The organism is Thalassotalea psychrophila, assembly GCF_031583595.1.
GTDB lineage: Bacteria > Pseudomonadota > Gammaproteobacteria > Enterobacterales > Alteromonadaceae > Thalassotalea_A > Thalassotalea_A psychrophila.
Map to the genome: position 1 here is coordinate 315,134 of NZ_CP134145.1, position 19,539 is coordinate 334,672.

17 protein-coding genes are annotated in these 19,539 nt (G+C 38.4%); 9 read left to right on the forward strand and 8 right to left on the reverse strand.

The features are described from left to right. Positions 1-21: 21 nt before the first annotated feature. The 4 genes from RGQ13_RS01445 to RGQ13_RS01460 form a co-directional block, all read right to left on the reverse strand. Positions 22-945, reverse strand: coding sequence for an aminotransferase class IV (locus RGQ13_RS01445; protein WP_348391786.1), 924 nt, complete (start codon positions 943-945; stop codon positions 22-24). Between the two features lie 455 nt (positions 946-1,400). Further along, on the reverse strand, positions 1,401-2,588 hold the full coding sequence (locus RGQ13_RS01450) for an amino acid aminotransferase (protein WP_348391787.1): 1,188 nt from the start codon (positions 2,586-2,588) through the stop codon (positions 1,401-1,403). 256 nt (positions 2,589-2,844) lie between these two features. Next, the gene (locus RGQ13_RS01455) at positions 2,845-3,549 is read right to left on the reverse strand and encodes a DUF445 domain-containing protein (protein ID WP_348391788.1); all 705 of its coding nucleotides are present in this window, start codon (positions 3,547-3,549) and stop codon (positions 2,845-2,847) included. 72 nt (positions 3,550-3,621) lie between these two features. Then, positions 3,622-4,083 (reverse strand): hypothetical protein, encoded by a 462-nt coding sequence (locus RGQ13_RS01460; protein ID WP_348391789.1) that lies wholly within the window; start codon positions 4,081-4,083, stop codon positions 3,622-3,624. Between the two features lie 453 nt (positions 4,084-4,536). On the opposite strand from RGQ13_RS01460, the gene RGQ13_RS01465 reads away from it, so the two are divergent. Then, positions 4,537-5,892, forward strand: a complete 1,356-nt coding sequence (locus RGQ13_RS01465; protein ID WP_348391790.1) for an APC family permease — start codon at positions 4,537-4,539, stop codon at positions 5,890-5,892. Between the two features lie 24 nt (positions 5,893-5,916). On the opposite strand, the gene RGQ13_RS01470 is transcribed toward RGQ13_RS01465, so the two are convergent. From RGQ13_RS01470 to RGQ13_RS01485, 4 genes are all read right to left on the reverse strand, one after another. Then, positions 5,917-6,228, reverse strand: coding sequence for an antibiotic biosynthesis monooxygenase family protein (locus tag RGQ13_RS01470; protein ID WP_348391791.1), 312 nt, complete (start codon positions 6,226-6,228; stop codon positions 5,917-5,919). Beyond that, positions 6,218-6,844 (reverse strand): DUF938 domain-containing protein, encoded by a 627-nt coding sequence (locus tag RGQ13_RS01475; protein ID WP_348391792.1) that lies wholly within the window; start codon positions 6,842-6,844, stop codon positions 6,218-6,220. The genes RGQ13_RS01470 and RGQ13_RS01475 overlap by 11 nt, the downstream gene beginning before the upstream one ends. A gap of 98 nt (positions 6,845-6,942) precedes the next feature. Further along, positions 6,943-7,812 carry a mechanosensitive ion channel family protein gene (locus tag RGQ13_RS01480; RefSeq protein WP_348391793.1) on the reverse strand — a complete coding sequence of 290 codons (870 nt, stop codon included), beginning with the start codon at positions 7,810-7,812 and terminating at the stop codon, positions 6,943-6,945. A gap of 228 nt (positions 7,813-8,040) precedes the next feature. After that, a complete protein-coding gene (locus tag RGQ13_RS01485; RefSeq protein WP_348391794.1) occupies positions 8,041-9,837 on the reverse strand; it encodes an acyl-CoA dehydrogenase C-terminal domain-containing protein in 1,797 nt (598 codons plus the stop codon). A 196-nt stretch (positions 9,838-10,033) separates the two neighbouring features. Here RGQ13_RS01485 and RGQ13_RS01490 point away from each other — a divergent pair, with 196 nt between their 5' ends. The 8 genes from RGQ13_RS01490 (at position 10,034) to uraD (ending at position 19,474) form a co-directional block, all read left to right on the forward strand. Then, positions 10,034-10,402: a CidA/LrgA family protein gene (locus RGQ13_RS01490; RefSeq protein WP_348391795.1), complete on the forward strand. Its 369-nt coding sequence runs from the start codon at positions 10,034-10,036 to the stop codon at positions 10,400-10,402. Beyond that, positions 10,392-11,123: an LrgB family protein gene (locus RGQ13_RS01495; RefSeq protein ID WP_348391796.1), complete on the forward strand. Its 732-nt coding sequence runs from the start codon at positions 10,392-10,394 to the stop codon at positions 11,121-11,123. Before RGQ13_RS01490 ends, RGQ13_RS01495 begins: the two co-directional genes overlap by 11 nt. 500 nt (positions 11,124-11,623) lie before the next feature. Further along, positions 11,624-13,084 carry a xanthine dehydrogenase small subunit gene (gene xdhA / locus RGQ13_RS01500; RefSeq protein ID WP_348391797.1) on the forward strand — a complete coding sequence of 487 codons (1,461 nt, stop codon included), beginning with the start codon at positions 11,624-11,626 and terminating at the stop codon, positions 13,082-13,084. After that, positions 13,077-15,467 (forward strand): xanthine dehydrogenase molybdopterin binding subunit, encoded by a 2,391-nt coding sequence (gene xdhB, locus RGQ13_RS01505; RefSeq protein WP_348391798.1) that lies wholly within the window; start codon positions 13,077-13,079, stop codon positions 15,465-15,467. The genes xdhA and xdhB overlap by 8 nt, the downstream gene beginning before the upstream one ends. A 21-nt stretch (positions 15,468-15,488) precedes the next feature. Then, positions 15,489-16,421: a xanthine dehydrogenase accessory protein XdhC gene (xdhC, locus tag RGQ13_RS01510; RefSeq protein WP_348391799.1), complete on the forward strand. Its 933-nt coding sequence runs from the start codon at positions 15,489-15,491 to the stop codon at positions 16,419-16,421. 24 nt (positions 16,422-16,445) lie between these two features. Continuing rightward, on the forward strand, positions 16,446-17,801 hold the full coding sequence (gene allB, locus RGQ13_RS01515; RefSeq protein ID WP_348391800.1) for an allantoinase AllB: 1,356 nt from the start codon (positions 16,446-16,448) through the stop codon (positions 17,799-17,801). Between the two features lie 81 nt (positions 17,802-17,882). Next, complete coding sequence (gene alc / locus RGQ13_RS01520; protein WP_348391801.1) at positions 17,883-18,953, forward strand: allantoicase; 1,071 nt, start codon at positions 17,883-17,885, stop codon at positions 18,951-18,953. 11 nt (positions 18,954-18,964) lie between these two features. Then, positions 18,965-19,474: a 2-oxo-4-hydroxy-4-carboxy-5-ureidoimidazoline decarboxylase gene (gene uraD, locus RGQ13_RS01525; protein ID WP_348391802.1), complete on the forward strand. Its 510-nt coding sequence runs from the start codon at positions 18,965-18,967 to the stop codon at positions 19,472-19,474. The last annotated feature ends 65 nt before the right edge of the window (positions 19,475-19,539 follow it).

Consider the following 19,539-nt stretch of genomic DNA (forward strand, 5'->3'; position numbering starts at 1 on the left):
TCCTTCGTTTTATCGTTGTTATTAACCGAAATCTGTGGCGATCATGTTTTTATAAAGTTCTTGTAAACGAGCGACCATTTCGCCTTTACCTTGCCTTTGTGGGTAGTCACCAATATCTCTGCCATCAACACATTTAACTGGCGTAACTCCAGCAAATGTTCCGGTAATAAAGGCTTCTTCGGCGCCGTACACTTCAGATAGGGTAAAGTTTTTTTGATAAACCTTAATATCATTCTCTTCGCATAATTTAATGATGTTAGAGCGAGTAATCCCTGAAAGACAGTAATCACCTGTGGATGTCCAAACTTCACCATTACGGACGATGAAAAAATGAGTCGAATTACAGGTAGCAACAAAGCCATGAGGGTCGAGCATTAACGCTTCATCTGCCCCTGCCTTGGTTGCTTGTATACAGCCAAAAATACAATTGAGTTTAGAATGACTATTTAGTTTTTGATCTTGAACGTCGGGGTAGCCTCTTCGTACATAGACGGTATAAAGGTTTAAGCCTTTATCAAGAGAGTCTTTTGATGGCATTTTATATTCAGGAATAATAACAATGGTAGCTGGCGTAATAGTTACTCTTGGATCTTGATAAGGGGTCGATTTAACCCCCCGACTTACCATTAATCTAATATGCACGTTATTTTGCATTTCATTAGCTTGGCAGGTATCAAATATTCGATTGATCAGTTCTACTTTACTAATACCTATATCCATATCTAACGCTTTAGCACCTTCATAAAGGCGTTGCATATGTTGGTTAATAAAAGGTAATTTTCCATGGTGCAACCGCAGGCCTTCCCAAACACCATCACCCAGAATAAAGCCGGAATCGAATACCGAAACTTTTGCCTGATCGCGATGAAATAATTCGCCATTAATATTTATCTGTATATCAGCATTACGAGGATCGTCATTGCTGTGGTGGCTACCAGTTGTCATAAGTTACCTTAATTTAGAATAGTGATAACTTAACTTAGCAATAAATATTTATTTAAGCCATATAAAGAAAAATGGCCACTCAAAAGAGTGGCCAAAGACAGATCTGCTGCTAATTACTTCTTAGGTTAACTTTCAGCTAATTAAAAGTTTAGCAATTGGTCAAGAGCACTTTTAACATAAAGGAATAGGGAGTAAACCTTAGGACTGGATAATAAAGCAACAATTCATGGTCAGCAATGCAGTGATGGTTGATTTTTTCTCCAATATTTATTAATTAGTTATTAATTTTATTAATAATTTATTTATAATAACTGTAATTGCTTAAATTTCAGTATGTTAGGGTATTTCAATAAAAAAGGCTTCAATGAATAGAAGCCTTTTTTCGGGTGGAAATGTTCAGTTTTCCCAATTAGATCTTACTTCTAATGTAGGATTAATGGCATTTTGTTGCTTTGTTATAAAACTTTGGCAATAGATTGAGCCAAGTATTCAACATTACTATTAGCAATGCCGGCAATGCTCATACGGCTTGAACCAACCATATAAATACTGTATTCATCTTGCAATTGCTGTACTTGCTCAGGGGTAACACCTAAGAACGAGAACATACCCTTTTGCTGAGTGATGAAATCAAAGTCACGAGTAACACCCTGTGCTTTTAAATTATCTACAAGCAATTGACGGTTGCCATTGATGCGATTACGCATAACGGCTAATTCTTCATGCCATTGGTTACGTAATTCATCAGACGCTAAAATGGTTTCAACAATTGCTGCACCATGTGCAGGAGGCATAGAGTAGATACAACGTACAACACTTAATAATACTGAATTAGCTATATCAGTGGTGGCTACGTCTTTACCGATAATTGTACACGCACCAATGCGCTCGCGGTATAAGCCAAAGTTTTTAGAACATGAACTACATAAGATCATTTCTTCAACACTAGCAGCCATTAAACGAACACCGTAAGCATCTTCTTCTAAGCCGTCACCAAAACCTTGATAAGCCATATCAATTAAAGGTGTAAAACCATTTTCTGAAGCTAAGGCACAAACCTGTTGCCATTGCTCTTGGTTTAAATCCATACCGCTTGGGTTATGACAACATGCGTGCAGTAATACCACATCTTCTTTACCTACATTGGCAAGAGTTGATAGCATTTCTTCAAACTTTAATGATTTATTGTCGTAATCGTAATAAGGGTAGGTTTTTACTGTTAAGCCTGCAGCTTGAAATAAACCGGTGTGGTTTGCCCAAGTAGGGTCGCTTACCCAAATTGTAGCGCCTGGTTTACAGGCTTTTATAAATTCAGCTGCAACACGAAGTGCGCCAGTTCCACCTGGTGTAGATACGGTACGAACTCGATTTTGTGCAATAACATCATGTTCACCAAAAGCGAGCTTGGCCATCTCATCATTAAAAGACGCTGAACCTGTAGGACCAATATATACCTTTGTATCTTCAGTATCTAAACGAAATTTTTCAGCAGTTTTTACACAATCTAAAATTGCAGTATGACCTGCTTCGTTTTTATAGACGCCAACACCTAAATCAATCTTATTTGGGTTTTGATCAATTCTATATTTTGCCAATAAACCTAAGATAGGATCGGCTGGTAGAGCTGTTAGATTACCGAACATTGTTCCTTTTACCTTTTTATGATGAGCATCCGGTTTGAATGCTTTTGTGTTAAAGGGCAAGCATATATTAGTTGGCGGTTAAAATTAAGGCAAAACTGTATAAATTTTACATCTTTCTTATAAGATTTTATTCCACAATGTGGTTTTTGGAATCGATTTTTTATGATGTGATAAATATAAGTCATAAAAAAGCCTGAATACGGAATGCAATTCAGGCTATTAAGTTAATGTTTTATAAAGATTATATTTTTATAGGTTACATTATATATGATGAAATTAAACCAATAATTCCACCAAATACACCACCCCAAACGACCAACCAACCAAGATGCTTTTTAATCATTTCTTGAATGATTTCTTTAACCAATTGTGGTGTTAGCTCTTCCAAACGCTTGTTGATGATGTCTTCGACTTTCTCTTTCATCGAACCAACAACACTTGGTTGCTCTAATTCATTACGAACAAGTTCGTTAAAATTATCGCTTTGGGTAATATCAATAATAGAAGCTTTCATCTTTTCGATAAAAGGTTCTTTTAATGGAGTAAGAGCCTCTGTGCCACCAAACATTGCCAACATACTACCAAATGAAGATTCTTCAATAGTGGTAACTAATGAGTTAAATGCAGGTTCAAGATCGACTTTTTTAATTACCGGGGCTAAATCAAAATGACTGGCCGCACCGCTTTTCTCTGATAGAAACTTATCAATATTTTCATTGGTAAAAAATTGCTTCATCATTAAGTCGCGAATACCGGCTTTAAAATCTTCAAATCGGGCAGGAATTACACCGGAGCCATATAACCCCGGTACTTTTTCAAAAAGCATATGGATAGCTACGGCATTAGTAATGGCGCCTGATACGGCAAAAATACCGACGGAAAACAGAATACTGTTACTTAACACATAGCCAGCAACTGCAATCGCAAGAGCAATTAAATTAGTGATGGTACTTTTATTCACAATAAAACCATTTTAATAATATGGGAGAAACGTTGGCGCTATGGTAACGGGTATAAGCACAATATTGAAATATTAATTACCTAAATACTTAAGGGTTTGGTTATTGACGCATTGAGTAAAGCTTTTCTGCCTTTCTGCGCGTGGTAATTTGGCTAATACGGCTTCAACTTGTTCAATGTTTTTCTGTTGCTCGCTCTCTGTTAGGTGGCTCATTTGATCACTGAAGCATGCTTTTATGCCGAAATTAAGGGCATTATCCGATGCTAAATTTTCTTCACCTAAACATTCGCTTAGTTTTGTCGCTAATAAATTTCTATCCATGTCATTAATTAAGAAATTCAATGCGTATTGTTCTTGAGGTTTATTTAAATGACAACCGTAAAACATATCAGCAACAGCAACTATAGGCATTAATTGTTGATGCATTTCAGAAAACTGTTTAACCATCTCATCTGGGTTTGCTGGTTTTGTTTGGCTAGCGGCAACTAGTAGATTACTAAATATAAGCGTGGTGAAGAATAAAAATAAACGCATAGCAAAGGTTCAATTAATAAATTTGCTTATAGTTTATCGCAGTTTATTGATATGGGGAACAACGAGAGGATTATAACTACACCGGTATCTAGTTATTATGTATTACAAACTTTTTACCATTACCCATGGCTGTTTTGGGCATGGATGCCCTATATAACGCGGATACAGGAGTATGGAGCGTATTGCATTCCATCATCCCTGAAGTAAAAAAAAAGCTCTACAGCAAAAGCGTAGAGCCTAAAGGGATATCTCAGGGAGAGAAAATGAATGAAATGTTCATTCAATAGTTGTCATTATAAAGCGCTGTAATTTTAAAGCTGTTACCAAGGTGTAATTGTTCGGGCTAGTTTGTTACTTGCTAAAATATACTATGAGAAATGGCATTTTAGATTAAATGCATCAATACTATTTACTGAGTGAAAAATTCAATGAAAACAAAGAGAATATTTTAATATGTCGGGCGAAAGTTTAGTACGAACGTTATCGCGCAGAGAAGTGTTTGTTTTAGCTGTAGGCGCCATGATCGGCTGGAGTTGGGTGATCATGACTGGCGTTTGGCTAACTTCGGCAGGCACTTTAGGGACATTACTCGCTTTCGTAGTTGGCGGCTTTGCCATATTACTTATCAGTTTAACTTACGCTGAATTAGTTTCAGCTATGCCGAAAGTTGGTGGAGAACATGTTTATACAGAGCGTGCTTTTGGCCGAACAGGTTCATTTATTTGTACTTGGGCAATTATTATGGCCTATGTCACGGTACCCACGTTTGAATCTGCCGCATTACCTGTAGCTATCGAGTATTTATTCCCTAATTTAGAATCTGGTTATTTATGGTCGGTATTTGATGCAGATGTATATATTAGTTATGCCATTATTGGTGTTATCGCCGCAATAGCAATGACAATAATTAATGTTTTAGGCATTAAATTTATGGCTGTTGTACAAACAACAGTCACAGCTGGTTTTTTATTTGTTGGTTGGATGTTTTTGATGGGGGTGGCAAGTGAGTTTAATCTAACTTACTTGACCCCGTTATTCGTTGATGACTATAAAGGTTTTTTTGCTGTTTTAGCAATGATCCCGGCATTAATGATTGGCTTTGATGTGATTCCTCAGTCGGCGGAGGAAATAAACTTAGACCCGAAAGTTATCGGTAAAGTATTGGTTTTTTCTGTAGCAATGGCAATATTGTGGTACTGCTTAATCAGTTTAGGTGTCGCTTTATCAATGACTTCAGAAGAGCTAAATAATAGCACCATGGCTACAGCCGATGCTCATGCAAATGTTTGGCACGGCCAATGGGCTGGAAATTTAACGGTACTTGGTGGTGTTGCCGGAATTATTACTAGTTGGAATGCTTTCATTTTAGGGGGCAGCCGGGCAATTTACGCGTTGGCAAAAGCAGGACAACTTCCAACAGCTTTTGCAAAGCTACATCCTAAATATAACACTCCCTATATTGCTATTATCTTTATTGGGTTATTGTGTTGTATATCGCCATTTTTTGGAAAAACAATACTGGTTTGGTTAATTAATGCTGGTAGTTTTGCTGTCGTTATTGGTTATGGCATGGTGGCATATGCATTTCTTAAATTACGTCAGATTGAACCAGACATGCCAAGGCCATTTAGGGTAAAGCATGGTCAAATCGTAGGTTGGAGCGCACTTGTGGTTAGCGTTTGTCTTGGATGGATTTATTTGCCATGGGGACCCAGTTCACTACTTTGGCCTTATGAATGGGTAATGATTATAGGTTGGTCTATTCTTGGCTTAATTTTGTTTTTAATGGCGAAAAGAAAGCAAGCATAAACATTGGTTCTTTCCACTTCATAGTCACATTTGGTAATCTCTTTCAACTTTACTGATACGAGTTATATAGTGGCTATACCATTGCTGTTTGCCTTTCGATTGGGCCACTTGATGATCTGTTTGCGCTTTCCACTGTTTAATAGCATTTAAGTCGCGCCAATATGAAACACTAATCCCGACTTCTGAACGTGCTGACTCAATACCTAAAAAACCATCCTGTTCGTTTGCCAAAGTCACCATTAAATCAGCCATTTTGTCATATTCAGGATCTTCTTCGTTTAGTGTTGAGGTAAAAATTACCGCGTAATAAGGGGGCTTCGGTGTGTTAGCAAACATTGTTCTTTTTCCATATTAAAAGTTGATTATTGGCTGGCATATTAATGTCTTTTATTAATTTTAGATCAATGCTTTCGGCGAGCCTATTTATTGATTCGAAATCTCTTATGCCACTAACAGGATCTCTATCGAGTAGCCATTGTTGAAAATTTTCATTACTTGCGCTGGTGTATTGGCCATCATATTTAAATGGACCGTAGATACACAAATAGCTATTTTCATTCAGGCACTTTGGTAAATTATTGAACAGTGCGACAACATGTTGCCAAGACATTATGTGCAGTGTATTGGCGCTAAATATTAAATCAAAAGTGTGTAGTGGCCAATCATCTTCGATAGCAACATCTAATTTTAAAGCGGCTTTTAAATTATTAATATTATGCAGTTGAATGTTTTTATTTAAAGAAGCGAGTAAGTCTAGTTGATCACTTGGCTGCCAAGTTAAATTTGGTACTAATGGGCAAATGTGTAATGCATGTTGACCCGAATAACTGCCAATTTCTAAAACAGAGCGAACCGATGATAAAAAAGGTAAAAGCTGTTCAAAAATGACATCTTTATTGCGCTCACATGATGGCGAGTAATTTAGTGTGTTTTCTACGTTTATTAGCGGCACAATATATTTTGACTGTAGTTGTTCGATAGCCAATATAGTATAAGATTAAAAATAAAGCAGCCACTAAAAAGTGGCTGTTTGTCAATTAACTAATCTTATTATGATTTGTTTTGAACCGGGATCATATGTACATCGCGTTGTGGGAATGGGATGCTAATGCCTTCACGATCAAATGCTAATTTCATCTCTTCATGAATGCCAAAATAGGCTGGCCAGTAATCATCACTTTTTACCCAAGGACGAACAAAAAAGTTAATTGAACTATCACCATGTTCAGCTAGCCAAATATCAGGTGCTGGTTTTTTAAGAACGCGTTCGTCGGCGTCGAGTACACTTTTAATAACCTCTTTTACTTTTGGTATTGAGTCGGAATAACTTACGCCAAATTTCATATCAACACGGCGTACTCTTTGGGTAAAATCATTTACTAAACAGCCATTCGATAGTAACCCGTTAGGAATAAATACTTTACGGTTATCATAGGTGATCATGATGGTGTTAAAGATTTGGATCTCATGAATTGTACCTTCAAAACCCTGTGCTTCTATTACATCACCAGCTTTAAATGGACGGAAGAATAAGATAATAATACCTCCGGCAAAGTTGGCTAAACTGCCTTGTAAGGCCAAGCCAATAGCTAAACCAGCGGCACCTAATAAGGCGATAAGAGATGCTGTTTCAATACCTATCATCGAGGCAAAGATAATAATTGAAATTGTTCTTAGGGCGATACTTATAATGCTTAATAAGAACTTATGTAAAGTAACTTCAACTTTACGAGCGGTCATTCCTATCTCTACAAGTCTAACAATACGTTTAACAATCCAAGTTGTTATCCATAAAACTAATACCGCAACCAATATTTTTGTGGTGAATGTGATGGCTAAATCGATAAAGGTATCCAAATGTTTTTGGATTACTTCCATATCAATGTTTTCTAAAACCTCGGCGGATTCAATTGCATCCATTAGCTGGCCCTTTTTATTTTTAAATCAATGAACTCATACCAACTATTGCAACTTTGGTATTACTCTATTGAATATAGTAGAAAAATAAAAAAAGTGATGAATGCTTTTGTTAATTAATGATATTTTTATTGGCTGAACTGTGGCGTTTTATCATAAATTTGAATTTAAAAGACCGTTAATCGTGATATTAACGGCCTTTAGTTTTAGCTGATTTGGTAAAAAATTTAATTAAAAAATAAAATCTTCACTATCCAATGTCATCATACTTTCGCCGCCATTTACCATACAAGCGGCATGACCTTTAGCTCTGGGTAATATACGATCAAAATAAAATTTAGCTGTTTTAAGTTTTGCCTGATAAAAGTTTGTTTCATCAGTTCCTTCGGCAAGTTTTTGTTGAGCCACTTTTGCCATTTTTACCCAGAAATAAGCTAAAGTTACATACCCCGCATACATTAAGTAATCAACCGAAGCTGCACCTACTTCATCAGGGTTTTGCATCGCTTTTACGCCAATATCTTGAGTGTGTTTTGCTAATTCTTCGGTATATTTGCCGAGGGTAATACAATAGCTTGTTAAATCTGGATTTTGGCTATTCAGATGACAGAATGTGCCAATTTCAGTGGCAAAACCTTTTAATAATTCGCCTTTTGAACCTAATATTTTACGACCTAAAAGGTCAAGCGCTTGAATACCTGTTGTGCCTTCATATAAACAGCTAATTTTAGCGTCACGCATCAATTGTTCCATGCCCCATTCTTGAACATAACCATGACCACCAAAAATTTGTACACCATGGCCTGCACATTCTAACCCTAGCTCGGTTAGAAACGCTTTACCTATTGGGGTTAATAGCGCCAAGTTAGCTTCAGCCTTTGCTATTTCTGTTTCATCTTTGCTGACATGAACAATATCCACCAATTGCGCTAAATAACCTATTAATGCTCGGCCACCCTCGCTGATCGACTTTTGGGTAAGTAACATACGACGCACATCAGGGTGAACAATGATTGGATCTGCAGGGCCATCTGGATTTTTAGGTCCAGACATAGATCGCATTTGTAAGCGATCTTTGGCATAAGCCAATGAACCTTGAAAAGCAGCATCTGCATGGGCGACACCTTCGTTTGCAACACCTAATCTTGCAGCATTCATGAAAGTAAACATGCAGTTTAAACCACGATTAACATCACCAATTAAATGGCCAGTAGCATTATCAAAATTAATGACACAAGTTGCGCTGCCGTTTATACCCATCTTATGTTCAATTGAACCACAAGTAACGCCGTTTTGATCACTCAAAGTACCATCTTCATTAACGCTAAACTTAGGCACTATAAATAGAGAAATACCACGAGTACCTTCTGGAGAACCTGGTATGCGAGCGATAACCACATGAACAATATTGTCTGATAAGTCATGCTCACCGGCGGAGATAAAAATCTTGCTGCCATTTAAACGGTAAGTGCCGTCTTCATTTAATTCAGCTTTAGTGCGTAATAATCCTAAATCAGTGCCACAATGTGCCTCAGTTAAACACATAGTTCCGGTCCAAGTGCCTTCAACCAACTTAGGAAGAAACATTTTTTGGAGTAGTTCACTACCATGGGCTTCCAGTGTCGCCATACAGCCATGACTTAACCCTGGATACATAGCAAAACTATGATTTGCTGCAGAGGTATATTCGCCGATAGCAGTGTTTAAAGAGTGAGGTAATCCTTGCCCGCCAAACTTTATAGGTTGAGATAGGGTCGGCCAACCACCTTCTACGTACTGTTGATATGCTTCTTTAAAACCATCCGCTGTGGTAACTTTTCCATCAGTCCAAGTACACCCTTGCTGGTCACCAATTTGGTTAATAGGAGCAATTACTTGCTCATTAAATTTTGCCGCTTCACTGATAATGGCATCAACCATTTCTATACTGGCATCTTCATATCCTAGACGTTGGTAATGTTCATCACAGTTTAATAATTCTTGCATGACAAATTTTGTGTCACGAATTGGTGCTTTATATTCTGGCATGGTTCACTCAAAAAAAAGTTTAGTTAATTTTATCCTTGGCCTGTTTCGGAGTAAAAAATATTAACTCTCGACTCGTCCGACCACCGACCTGTATAGCTACCATAAAACTTAGTTTTCAATAAATCAAATGAATTTGCATATTACTGCTGCTATCATTTAATTAACTAGGTGCTTACTGTTTATTTAAGGTTGTTAAGTGGATTTTATTTTAGGTTTCGTCCTGCTGTTAATATTTCAGCTATTGGGTGAAATGGTAGTTATTTTATTTGAATTACCAGTTTCAGGACCTGTCGTTGGTATAGTTCTGTTACTGACCGCTCTCATTATAAAAGGCAGTGTTGGTAAATCATTAAATACAGCGTCAACGACTCTGTTGGGGCACCTGTCAATAATGTTTGTCCCGGTCAGTGTTGGTTTGATGGCTCATTATGAATTGTTGGTGAATGAATGGTTACCAATTACTGCTACTCTGATTTTAAGTACCATTATTATGTTGGCGAGCACAGCGTTAATCATGGCTTTTACAAGTAAATTCTTGGTAAAAGAGACAAAACATGACGTTTAACGAAAAACTTTCAGCTATCTGGCTAATGATCCAAGCGTCACCATTAACAGGGATTATTTTGACATTGTTGGCCTATGTATTAGCCATGTATTTGTATAAAAAGTCGAACTACAAACCTATTTTAAGCCCTTTTATTACCTGTATGGTCGTAGTAGTCAGTGTGCTATTAATTACCGGAATTAGTTATCAGGATTATTTTGCTGGCGGAAAATTCATCCATTTTTTACTTGGGCCTGCAACTGTTGCATTAGCTGTTCCTTTGTATCACCAACTACATCGAATTAAACAGTTGTTAATTCCTATTTTGATTACCTTAATCGCTTCAGTGTTTATTGGTGCGTTAAGCGCTATTGGTATTGCAGACTTATTTGGAGCGAGCCTCGCAACTCAAATATCCTTAGCGCCTAAATCAGTGACTACTCCGGTTGCTATGGGGATATCTGAACAAATCGGTGGCATAGTTTCTTTGTCTGCTGGCTTAGCGGCTACCACAGGAGTTTTGGGTGGAGTTATTGGCTTAAAGATATTCTCATTAGTAGGAGTTAAAGACGATCGCTTTAGAGGGTTTGCTATGGGCTTAACCTCACATGGGTTAGGTACCGCAGTTGCCTTTAAAGAAAGTAATACTATGGGAGCCTTCTCTGGCTTAGGAATGGCCTTAGCTTCATTTACTACTGCATTTATGCTGCCTTGGTTGCTGAGCTTTTTGGCAATTATATAAAAGCTAAATATTCACAGCTAACAATCTTAATTACGAAACAAAGAGCTAATAGGCCAATTATTAGCTCTTTTTGTATGTGCACCAATACCATTAAACACTTCATTATTGTCATCTCAATAGCAATTGAGCATGCCTGCATTTAGCCAAATTAGTACTTTTATGCATTAGTAATCCTCATCTAAATAAAATAATCGACGTAATATTTGGCAATATGGTTATTGCAATAAAATTGCCAATATTAAAATTTAAAAAGCAACCTATAATAAGCTGATATCCACATATGCATCTGTTTTATAAGTAATTTAAATTGCATTTAACATTCAAAAAGCTAATTTTACAAACTAATTGAAGTAATTTTTGAGTAGTTCTTTTTGAATGTTTTTCAGCAAAATGTAACTATTTTGTAAAATTGACACTTGTGTCAACTTTTTAATCTGATATATTTAGATTATCGAGAATTAATCATTCACCATTTCCAAAGCTCGACAACGGAACAAATTATGACAAATAGTACAGTTCGTTTTTTATTAAACAATGACGTTGTGACCATAGAAAACATCGACCCAAATTTAACGGTCCTGCAATATTTACGCGAAATAGAATTTAATACTGGCACCAAAGAAGGTTGCGCTTCAGGTGATTGTGGTGCTTGTACCGTAGTACTTGCGGAGTTAGACAGAGAAAATGCCGATCAACTTAATTATATTTCAATTAACTCGTGTATTACCTTTGTTGGTAACTTACATGGTAAACAATTGATCACTGTTGAAGATTTGAAAGATGGGGCTAAGTTACATCACGCCCAACAAACACTAGTTGATAACCACGGTACACAATGTGGTTTCTGTACACCAGGTTTTGTTATGTCGTCTTTTGCTTTACACAAGCATAATAAAAAGCCAACTCGTGCACAGGTGCTTGAAGCTCTAGCGGGTAACTTATGTCGCTGTACAGGTTATCGTTCGATTATTGAAGCCGCGATCACTTCAAGTGAAGGTGTTGAAGAAGATTCTTTTGCCAAGCATTACCAAGAAACAGTTACAACGCTTACTGACCTACAAAAATTACCTGCTCCTACATTAACCGGCAATGGTCATAATTTTATTGCACCCAAAAATATCGATGAATTAGCTTACGAGTTAAAAAGTGAGCCTAGCTCAACTCTAGTTGCGGGCGGTACCGATTTAGCACTTTCAGTTACACAAAACTTAGCAACCATAGATAAACTTGTTTATGTTGGTAACGTTGAAGAATTAACAACTATTCAAGAAACAGAAACCGAAATCATTATCGGCTCAGCTCTTCCATACAGTAAATTTATTGATACTTTGCATCATTACTACCCTGACTTAGGTGACATGATTGAGCGCATTGGTTCAAAACAGGTTCGCAACAATGGTACCTTAGGTGGCAACATTGGCAACGCATCTCCTATTGGTGACATGCCACCAGCGCTTATTGCCCTTGGCGCAACCATGACTTTGCATGTAAATGGTGTTGAACGCACAATTTTAGTAGAAGACTATTTTGTTGACTACAAAAAGACAGTTCTCAAACCTTCAGAGTTTATCAAGTCAGTGCAAATTCCTAAACCAATTGCTGGTCAAACCTTGAAACTCTACAAAATATCTAAACGTATCGATGACGATATCTCTGCCGTACTCGCGGCAATCTTTATTGAGCAACAAGGTCAAGTGATTACTAATATTCGAATGGCTTTTGGTGGCATGGCTGCTATTCCTAAACGGGCTCCTGCAGCTGAAGCTGTTCTACAAGGTAACACCTTTACTAAAGACTCAGTTGTTCAAGCAAAAGCAGCTTTGGCTACCGATTTTCAACCTATGTCTGATGTTCGTGCCTCAGACAAATACCGTATGCGCGTTGCTCAAAACCTAATTGAAAAATGTTATTTAGAGCTGCAAAGCAAAGTGATAGAAACACGAGTGGTAAATTATGCGTAGTCTTATTGATGTAAAAAAAGCCCAAACACAAAAAATACAAACGAACACTGATAAAAGTGTTGTTAATGGACAAAAAAATGTTGGTTTAGGCGGTGTAGGTCGTTCTAAAAAACATGAAAGTTCTGATAAGCAAGTTGCAGGTGAGGCTATTTATGTTGATGACCGTCCTGCATTACGTGGTGAATTACATGCTGCTGTAGGTCAGAGTACTATTGCTCACGGCAACATTAAAAGCATAGATTTATCAGCGGTGAAAGCTGCTGAAGGTGTTGTTGCGGTCATTACCGTTGAAGATGTGCCAGGCCATACAGATATTGGCCCTGTTTTCCCCGGAGACCCAGTACTTGCTATCGGTAAAGTAGAGTTTATCGGCCAGCCAATTTTTGCCGTTGCGGCAACAAGTTACGATCTTGCCCGCAAAGCAGCAAAGCTTGCAAAAATTGAGTATCAAGAGCTTGAAGCAGTATTAACGGTAAAAGATGCGTTAACTAAACAAAGTTTCGTTCGACCACCCTTTACAATGAAACGTGGTGATTCGGCATCGGCTATTGCTTCTGCACAGCATCAATTATCAGGTGAAATCCAAGTTGGTGGTCAAGAACACATGTATCTTGAAGGTCAAGTTTCAACTGCTGAACCAACAGAAGATGGTGGCATGAGTATTTACACTTCATCACAGCATCCAAGTGAAGTACAAAAACTAGTTGCTGAAGTTTTAGATATTCCATTAAACAAAGTGCTGGTTGATATGCGCCGTATGGGTGGTGGTTTCGGTGGTAAAGAAACTCAAGCCGCACCTTGGGCATGTATTGCTGCGTTACTTGCTAACGTTACCAAACGTCCAGTTAAATTTAAATTAGGTCGTATGGACGATATGATCATGACAGGTAAGCGTCATCCATTTGAAAATAACTACACTGTTGGTTTTGACAATGAAGGTCAGATCAAAGGTATCAACATTGAAGTAAATGGTAACTGTGGTTACTCTCCTGATTTATCTGATGCCATAGTTGATCGAGCAATGTTCCATTCAGATAATGCTTATTTCTTAGACCAAGCTACCGTTACTGGTAATCGATGTAAATTAAACACAGTTTCTCACACAGCTTACCGTGGCTTTGGTGGTCCTCAAGGTATGATGACGATTGAAATGGTCATGGACGAAATAGCTCGTCATTTAGGTAAAGACCCGTTAGAAATTAGAAAGGTGAATTTATATGGTCATGAAGACCGTAACGAAACACATTATCATCAAGAAGTTGAACATAATAACTTACCTGAAATCATTGCAACATTAGAGCAAAGTTCTGATTATCAAGCCCGTCGTAAAGCAGTTACTGAATTTAATGAAAACAACAGCATACTGAAAAAAGGCATAGCTTTAACGCCGGTTAAATTTGGTATTTCATTTACTGTTCAACATTTGAACCAAGCCGGGGCGCTTGTTCATATCTATACCGATGGTACGATTCACTTAAGCCATGGTGGTAGTGAAATGGGCCAAGGCTTAAACACTAAAGTTGCGCAAATTGTCGCAGAAGAATTTCAAGTTGACGTTGATACGGTTGCCTGCTCTGCTGCGCGTACTGACAAGGTGCCAAATTCGTCACCAACGGCAGCGTCATCTGGTACCGACTTAAATGGTAAAGCCGCGGAAGCCGCTGCAAAAACCATTAAGCAACGTTTAATAGATTTTGCTTGTGAAAAATACCAAGTAAAAGCTGAACAAGTTAAATTTGAAAATAACAACATCATTGTTGGTGAGCAAACCTTTAGCTTTGCCGAGTTTTCACAAATCGCATATATGGGCCGCGTTTCTTTATCTTCTACTGGTTTCTACAAAACACCTAAGATTCATTTTGATCGCGCAACAGGTAAAGGTCGTCCGTTCTTCTACTACGCAACAGGTGCATCAGTATCTGAAGTATTAATAGATACGCTAACGGGTGAATATAAAAATTTACGTACAGACATACTGCAAGATGTTGGTCATTCAATTAACCCTGCAATTGATATTGGCCAAATTGAAGGTGCTTTCATTCAAGGTCAGGGTTGGTTAACTACTGAAGAGTTAGTTTGGAATGAGCAAGGACGCTTACTTTCAAATAACCCCGCAACGTACAAAATACCTGCAATCAATGATGCGCCAGAAGATTTTCGCGTAGCACTAGTACCAGATGCACCAAACCGTGAACATACTATTTACAACTCAAAAGCTGTTGGTGAACCACCATTTATGCTTGGTATGTCAGTTTGGTCAGCATTAAAAGATGCCGTTGCCAGCGTGTCAAATTATAAAGTAAGCCCACAACTTGATACGCCTGCAACACCTGAGCGAGTGCTTTGGGCGGTTGAATCTGTAAAAGCACAAGCTCAAGATTAAGCAAGAGTATAGGAGAAACAGATGACTACTAAAATGAACTGGAATAGCGCCTCATATCAATTAAGCAAGCAAGGCCAGGCCTATGTGTTGGTAACATTGGTTGGTGTCTCTGGTTCAACGCCAAGAAACAGTGGTACAAAAATGGTTATCACCGCTGATGACATTTTTGACACCATTGGTGGTGGTCATCTTGAACACAAAACCATAAAACATGCCAAAGCAATGCTCGCTGGTGGTAAAAATGCGCAACACTTAGAACACTTTCAATTAGGCAGTAATTTAGGCCAATGTTGCGGTGGCAACGCCACCGTTTTGTTTGAATGTTTTTCAGCGGTTGGCGTGAATATTATGCTTTTTGGTGCAGGTCATGTTGGTAAAGCTTTAGTGCCAATTTTGGCGCAATTACCTTGCCAAGTGACCTGGGTTGATAGTCGCGAAGAACAATTTCCGAGTGATGTAGAAACTTATCATAACGTTCGCAAAGTGGTTGCTGAAGAGCCTGAACTTGAAGTGAACAGTATGCCAGAAAACAGCTACTACATTGTGATGACTCATAATCATCAAATGGACTTTGAAATTTCTCAGGCAATTTTAAAGCGCAGCGACTTTTCTTACTTAGGCTTAATTGCTTCTGACACCAAAAAACGTCGTTTTGAACAACGCTTTAAACACCGTGAAATCGACCCTGTGCAAGTGGCACGTATGAACTGTCCTATTGGTCTTGAGCAAGTAGGTGGCAAGCTGCCAATGGAAGTTGCTGTATCGATTGCAGGTGAGGTTATCCACTGCTATCAACAAGCAAATAAACAAAAAGAAGCGCTGCAAAGCCAGCATCAATCTATCGCTGCCAATGATGCAAATACGAAAGTATCAAAAAAACGTCCTGTTTCGCAACAGGGTATTCATTGGCAAGAATTCAAGCAGCTTTTGACTACCGAAGAGTCAAATAGTTAGTCGCTAAACAATAGGAGAAGCAAAGTGTCTCATTTTGCCCTACAAAGTAACAATGTCATTATCGACGGTGAAATGATCGCCGCTTGTGTCGAAATAAAAGATGAACTTACCCATGCCATCCATCCACATGGTCAAGCCTTGTCATGTCCAGTACAAGATTTTGGCGACAAAGTGATCATGCCTGGTTTGGTTGACTCACATGTACATATTAATGAACCTGGCCGCACCGAATGGGAAGGATTTAATACAGCAACTCAAGCCGCAGCAGCAGGTGGTATAACTGCGCTAGTTGATATGCCGCTTAATTGTATTCCAGTCACCACCACGAAAGCGGCGTTTCAAGAAAAGCTTGACTCAGTTGACGATAAATTATGGGTTGATTGTGGTTTTTGGGGCGGGGTTATTCCACAAAATATTGACGATTTAGATGAGCTGTTATGCGCTGGTGTATTGGGTGTTAAATCATTTTTAATTGACTCTGGTATTGAAGAGTTTCCGCCTGTTGAAGCTAAAGATATGCGCGCTGCAATGCCTATTCTTGCTAAGCATGACGTACCATACTTGATTCATGCCGAATTAGATTGTGGCAGCTTCAATGATGTTGTTATTACTAAAGAATACAACTCGTTCTTAGAGTCTCGTCCAAAAAGTTGGGAAAACGATGCTATTTCACTAATGGTGGATATGGCTCGTGAGTCAAAAGAACAGGGTGACAACTGTAAAGTTCATATCGTGCATTTATCTTCAGATGAAGCATTAGACACTATTGCTCAGGCAAAGCAAGAAGGCTTACGTTTTACTGCTGAAACCTGTCCTCATTACTTAACACTTGCCTCTGAACAAATTCCTGATGGAAAAACATTATTTAAATGTTGTCCACCAATTCGTGAAAACAAAAATCGCGAACACTTATGGCAAGCAGTTACAGATGGTCGATTAGATTTCATCGTATCTGATCATTCACCTTGTACACCTGAGCTTAAGCACATTGATACCGGTGATATTGAGAAAGCTTGGGGTGGAATTTCAGCATTGCAGTTTGGCTTACCACTTATTTGGACTGAAGCGAAAGAGCGCGGTTTTACCTTAATCGACTTAGCCCGCTTAATGTCGAGTGAAACGGCTAAGTTTGCTGGATTAGACTCAGTTAAAGGCAAAATTGCCATCGGTCATCATGCCGATTTTTTAGTGTTTGATCCGACCGTGAGATACACAATTACTAATGACATGATTAAGCACCGTCACAATATAACGCCATACGCAGGTCGTCAGGTTGTAGGTCAAGTAGAGCACACTTTTGTTCGTGGCCATCATGTATATCAACAGGACGAATTCATCAATGCGCCCAAAGGGCGCCCTTTATTAAAAGGAAAGCTGTAATTCTCAGTTGCCAAAGTAGGTAGCAACAATTATTGCAAATATTGAATCATTAACAAATTTTAGATGTAGGAAAGAAAAGCTATGATGCTAGATATAGATACTCAAGAACAGAACAAGCTAGAAGGCGCTGCTCTTGAATTAGAACAAAAATTAAAAACTCATTGTGTTGATTTGGCCAATGAACGCGTAGGCGGTGAAACACTGTCTTGTAGTGATGATTTTTTTGCTGAAATGGAAAATTTAATCAAACCTGGTCGCGGCATTTTTATCGACGATAAATTTACCGATCGTGGCAAATGGATGGACGGTTGGGAATCTCGTCGTAGTTATGGTCGTGACAATGGTCGTGAATTTGACTGGTGCATCATTCGTCTAGGCATTAAAGGTGTTATTCGTGGCTTTGATATCGATACTAACTACTTCCGTGGTAACGCACCAGAGTCAGTATCTGTTGAGGCATGTGTGAGTGAAGTTGAACCTAATGCCGACACCATTTGGGAAACTGTGTTAGAGCAAGCGGGTGTTGATGCTCACAGCCAAAATATTTTTACCATCAATAATGATAAAGCTTATACCCATATTCGTTTAAACATGTTCCCAGATGGTGGTGTTGCCCGTATCCGTGTTTATGGTGAAGCCGAAGTAAATTGGAATCAATTTATAGACGGTGAGTTAATCGATTTAGCCTACATTAAAAATGGCGGTAAAGCGTTATTAGTAAGCGACATGTTCTTTAGTGATAAAAATAATTTAATTATGCCTGGTCGTGGTAAAGATATGGGAGATGGTTGGGAAACTAAGCGTCGTCGTGATCCAGGACCAGATTGGTCTATCGTTAAACTAGCCAGTCGTGGCAGCATTGAAAAAGTTATCGTAGATACTTGCCACTTTAAAGGTAATTTCCCAGACACCTTCACCTTAGAAGGTATGGTGTCCGACAGTGATGACTTCAGCGATGGTCAACAAGAAGATAAATGGCAGCCGATTATTGCGCGCACTAAACTATATGCACATCGTGAACATTTATTTATTAATGAAATTGCTGTTAATAACGAACAAAGCTTCACCCACGTGCGTTTAAATATCTTCCCTGACGGCGGTATTTCTCGTATGCGCGTCTTTGGGAAAATGCTTGGCAAAGTTAACTCATAAGTGGTGCAGATATGAATTTAGAACAATTAAATAGTTTCTCCGTTGAGCAAGCAACACATACGTTTATGCAATGCTGTACTTCATCAACTTGGGTAAACTCTATGGTTAAGGCACGTCCTTTCGTTGATGAAAGAGCAATTGCCAATCAAGCTGATTTAGCCTGGCAAGAGTTGACTGAACCAGACTACATGGAAGCTTTTGAAGGACACCCAAAAATTGGTGACGTCAGCAGTTTACGTGCTAAGTATGCCAATACAAAAGAATTAGCGGGTAACGAGCAAGGCTTAGTTAAAGAAGCGAACGAAGATGTTCTGCAAGTATTGTCTCAAGGTAATGCAGATTATGAAGAGAAGTTCGGTTTTATCTTTATCGTTTGTGCGACGGGTAAAAGTGCCAAGCAAATGTCAGACTTACTGCAAGCACGTTTACCAAATAACAAAGCACAAGAATTAATCAATGCTGCTGAAGAGCAAAGAAAAATATTTCAACTTCGCATCGATAAAGCATTAGCTGAAGGTTAGTACTAAGTGGACAATTGTTTTGTCCACTTAGTATAAAATTTAAGGCCAATTATTTTAAGGAATCT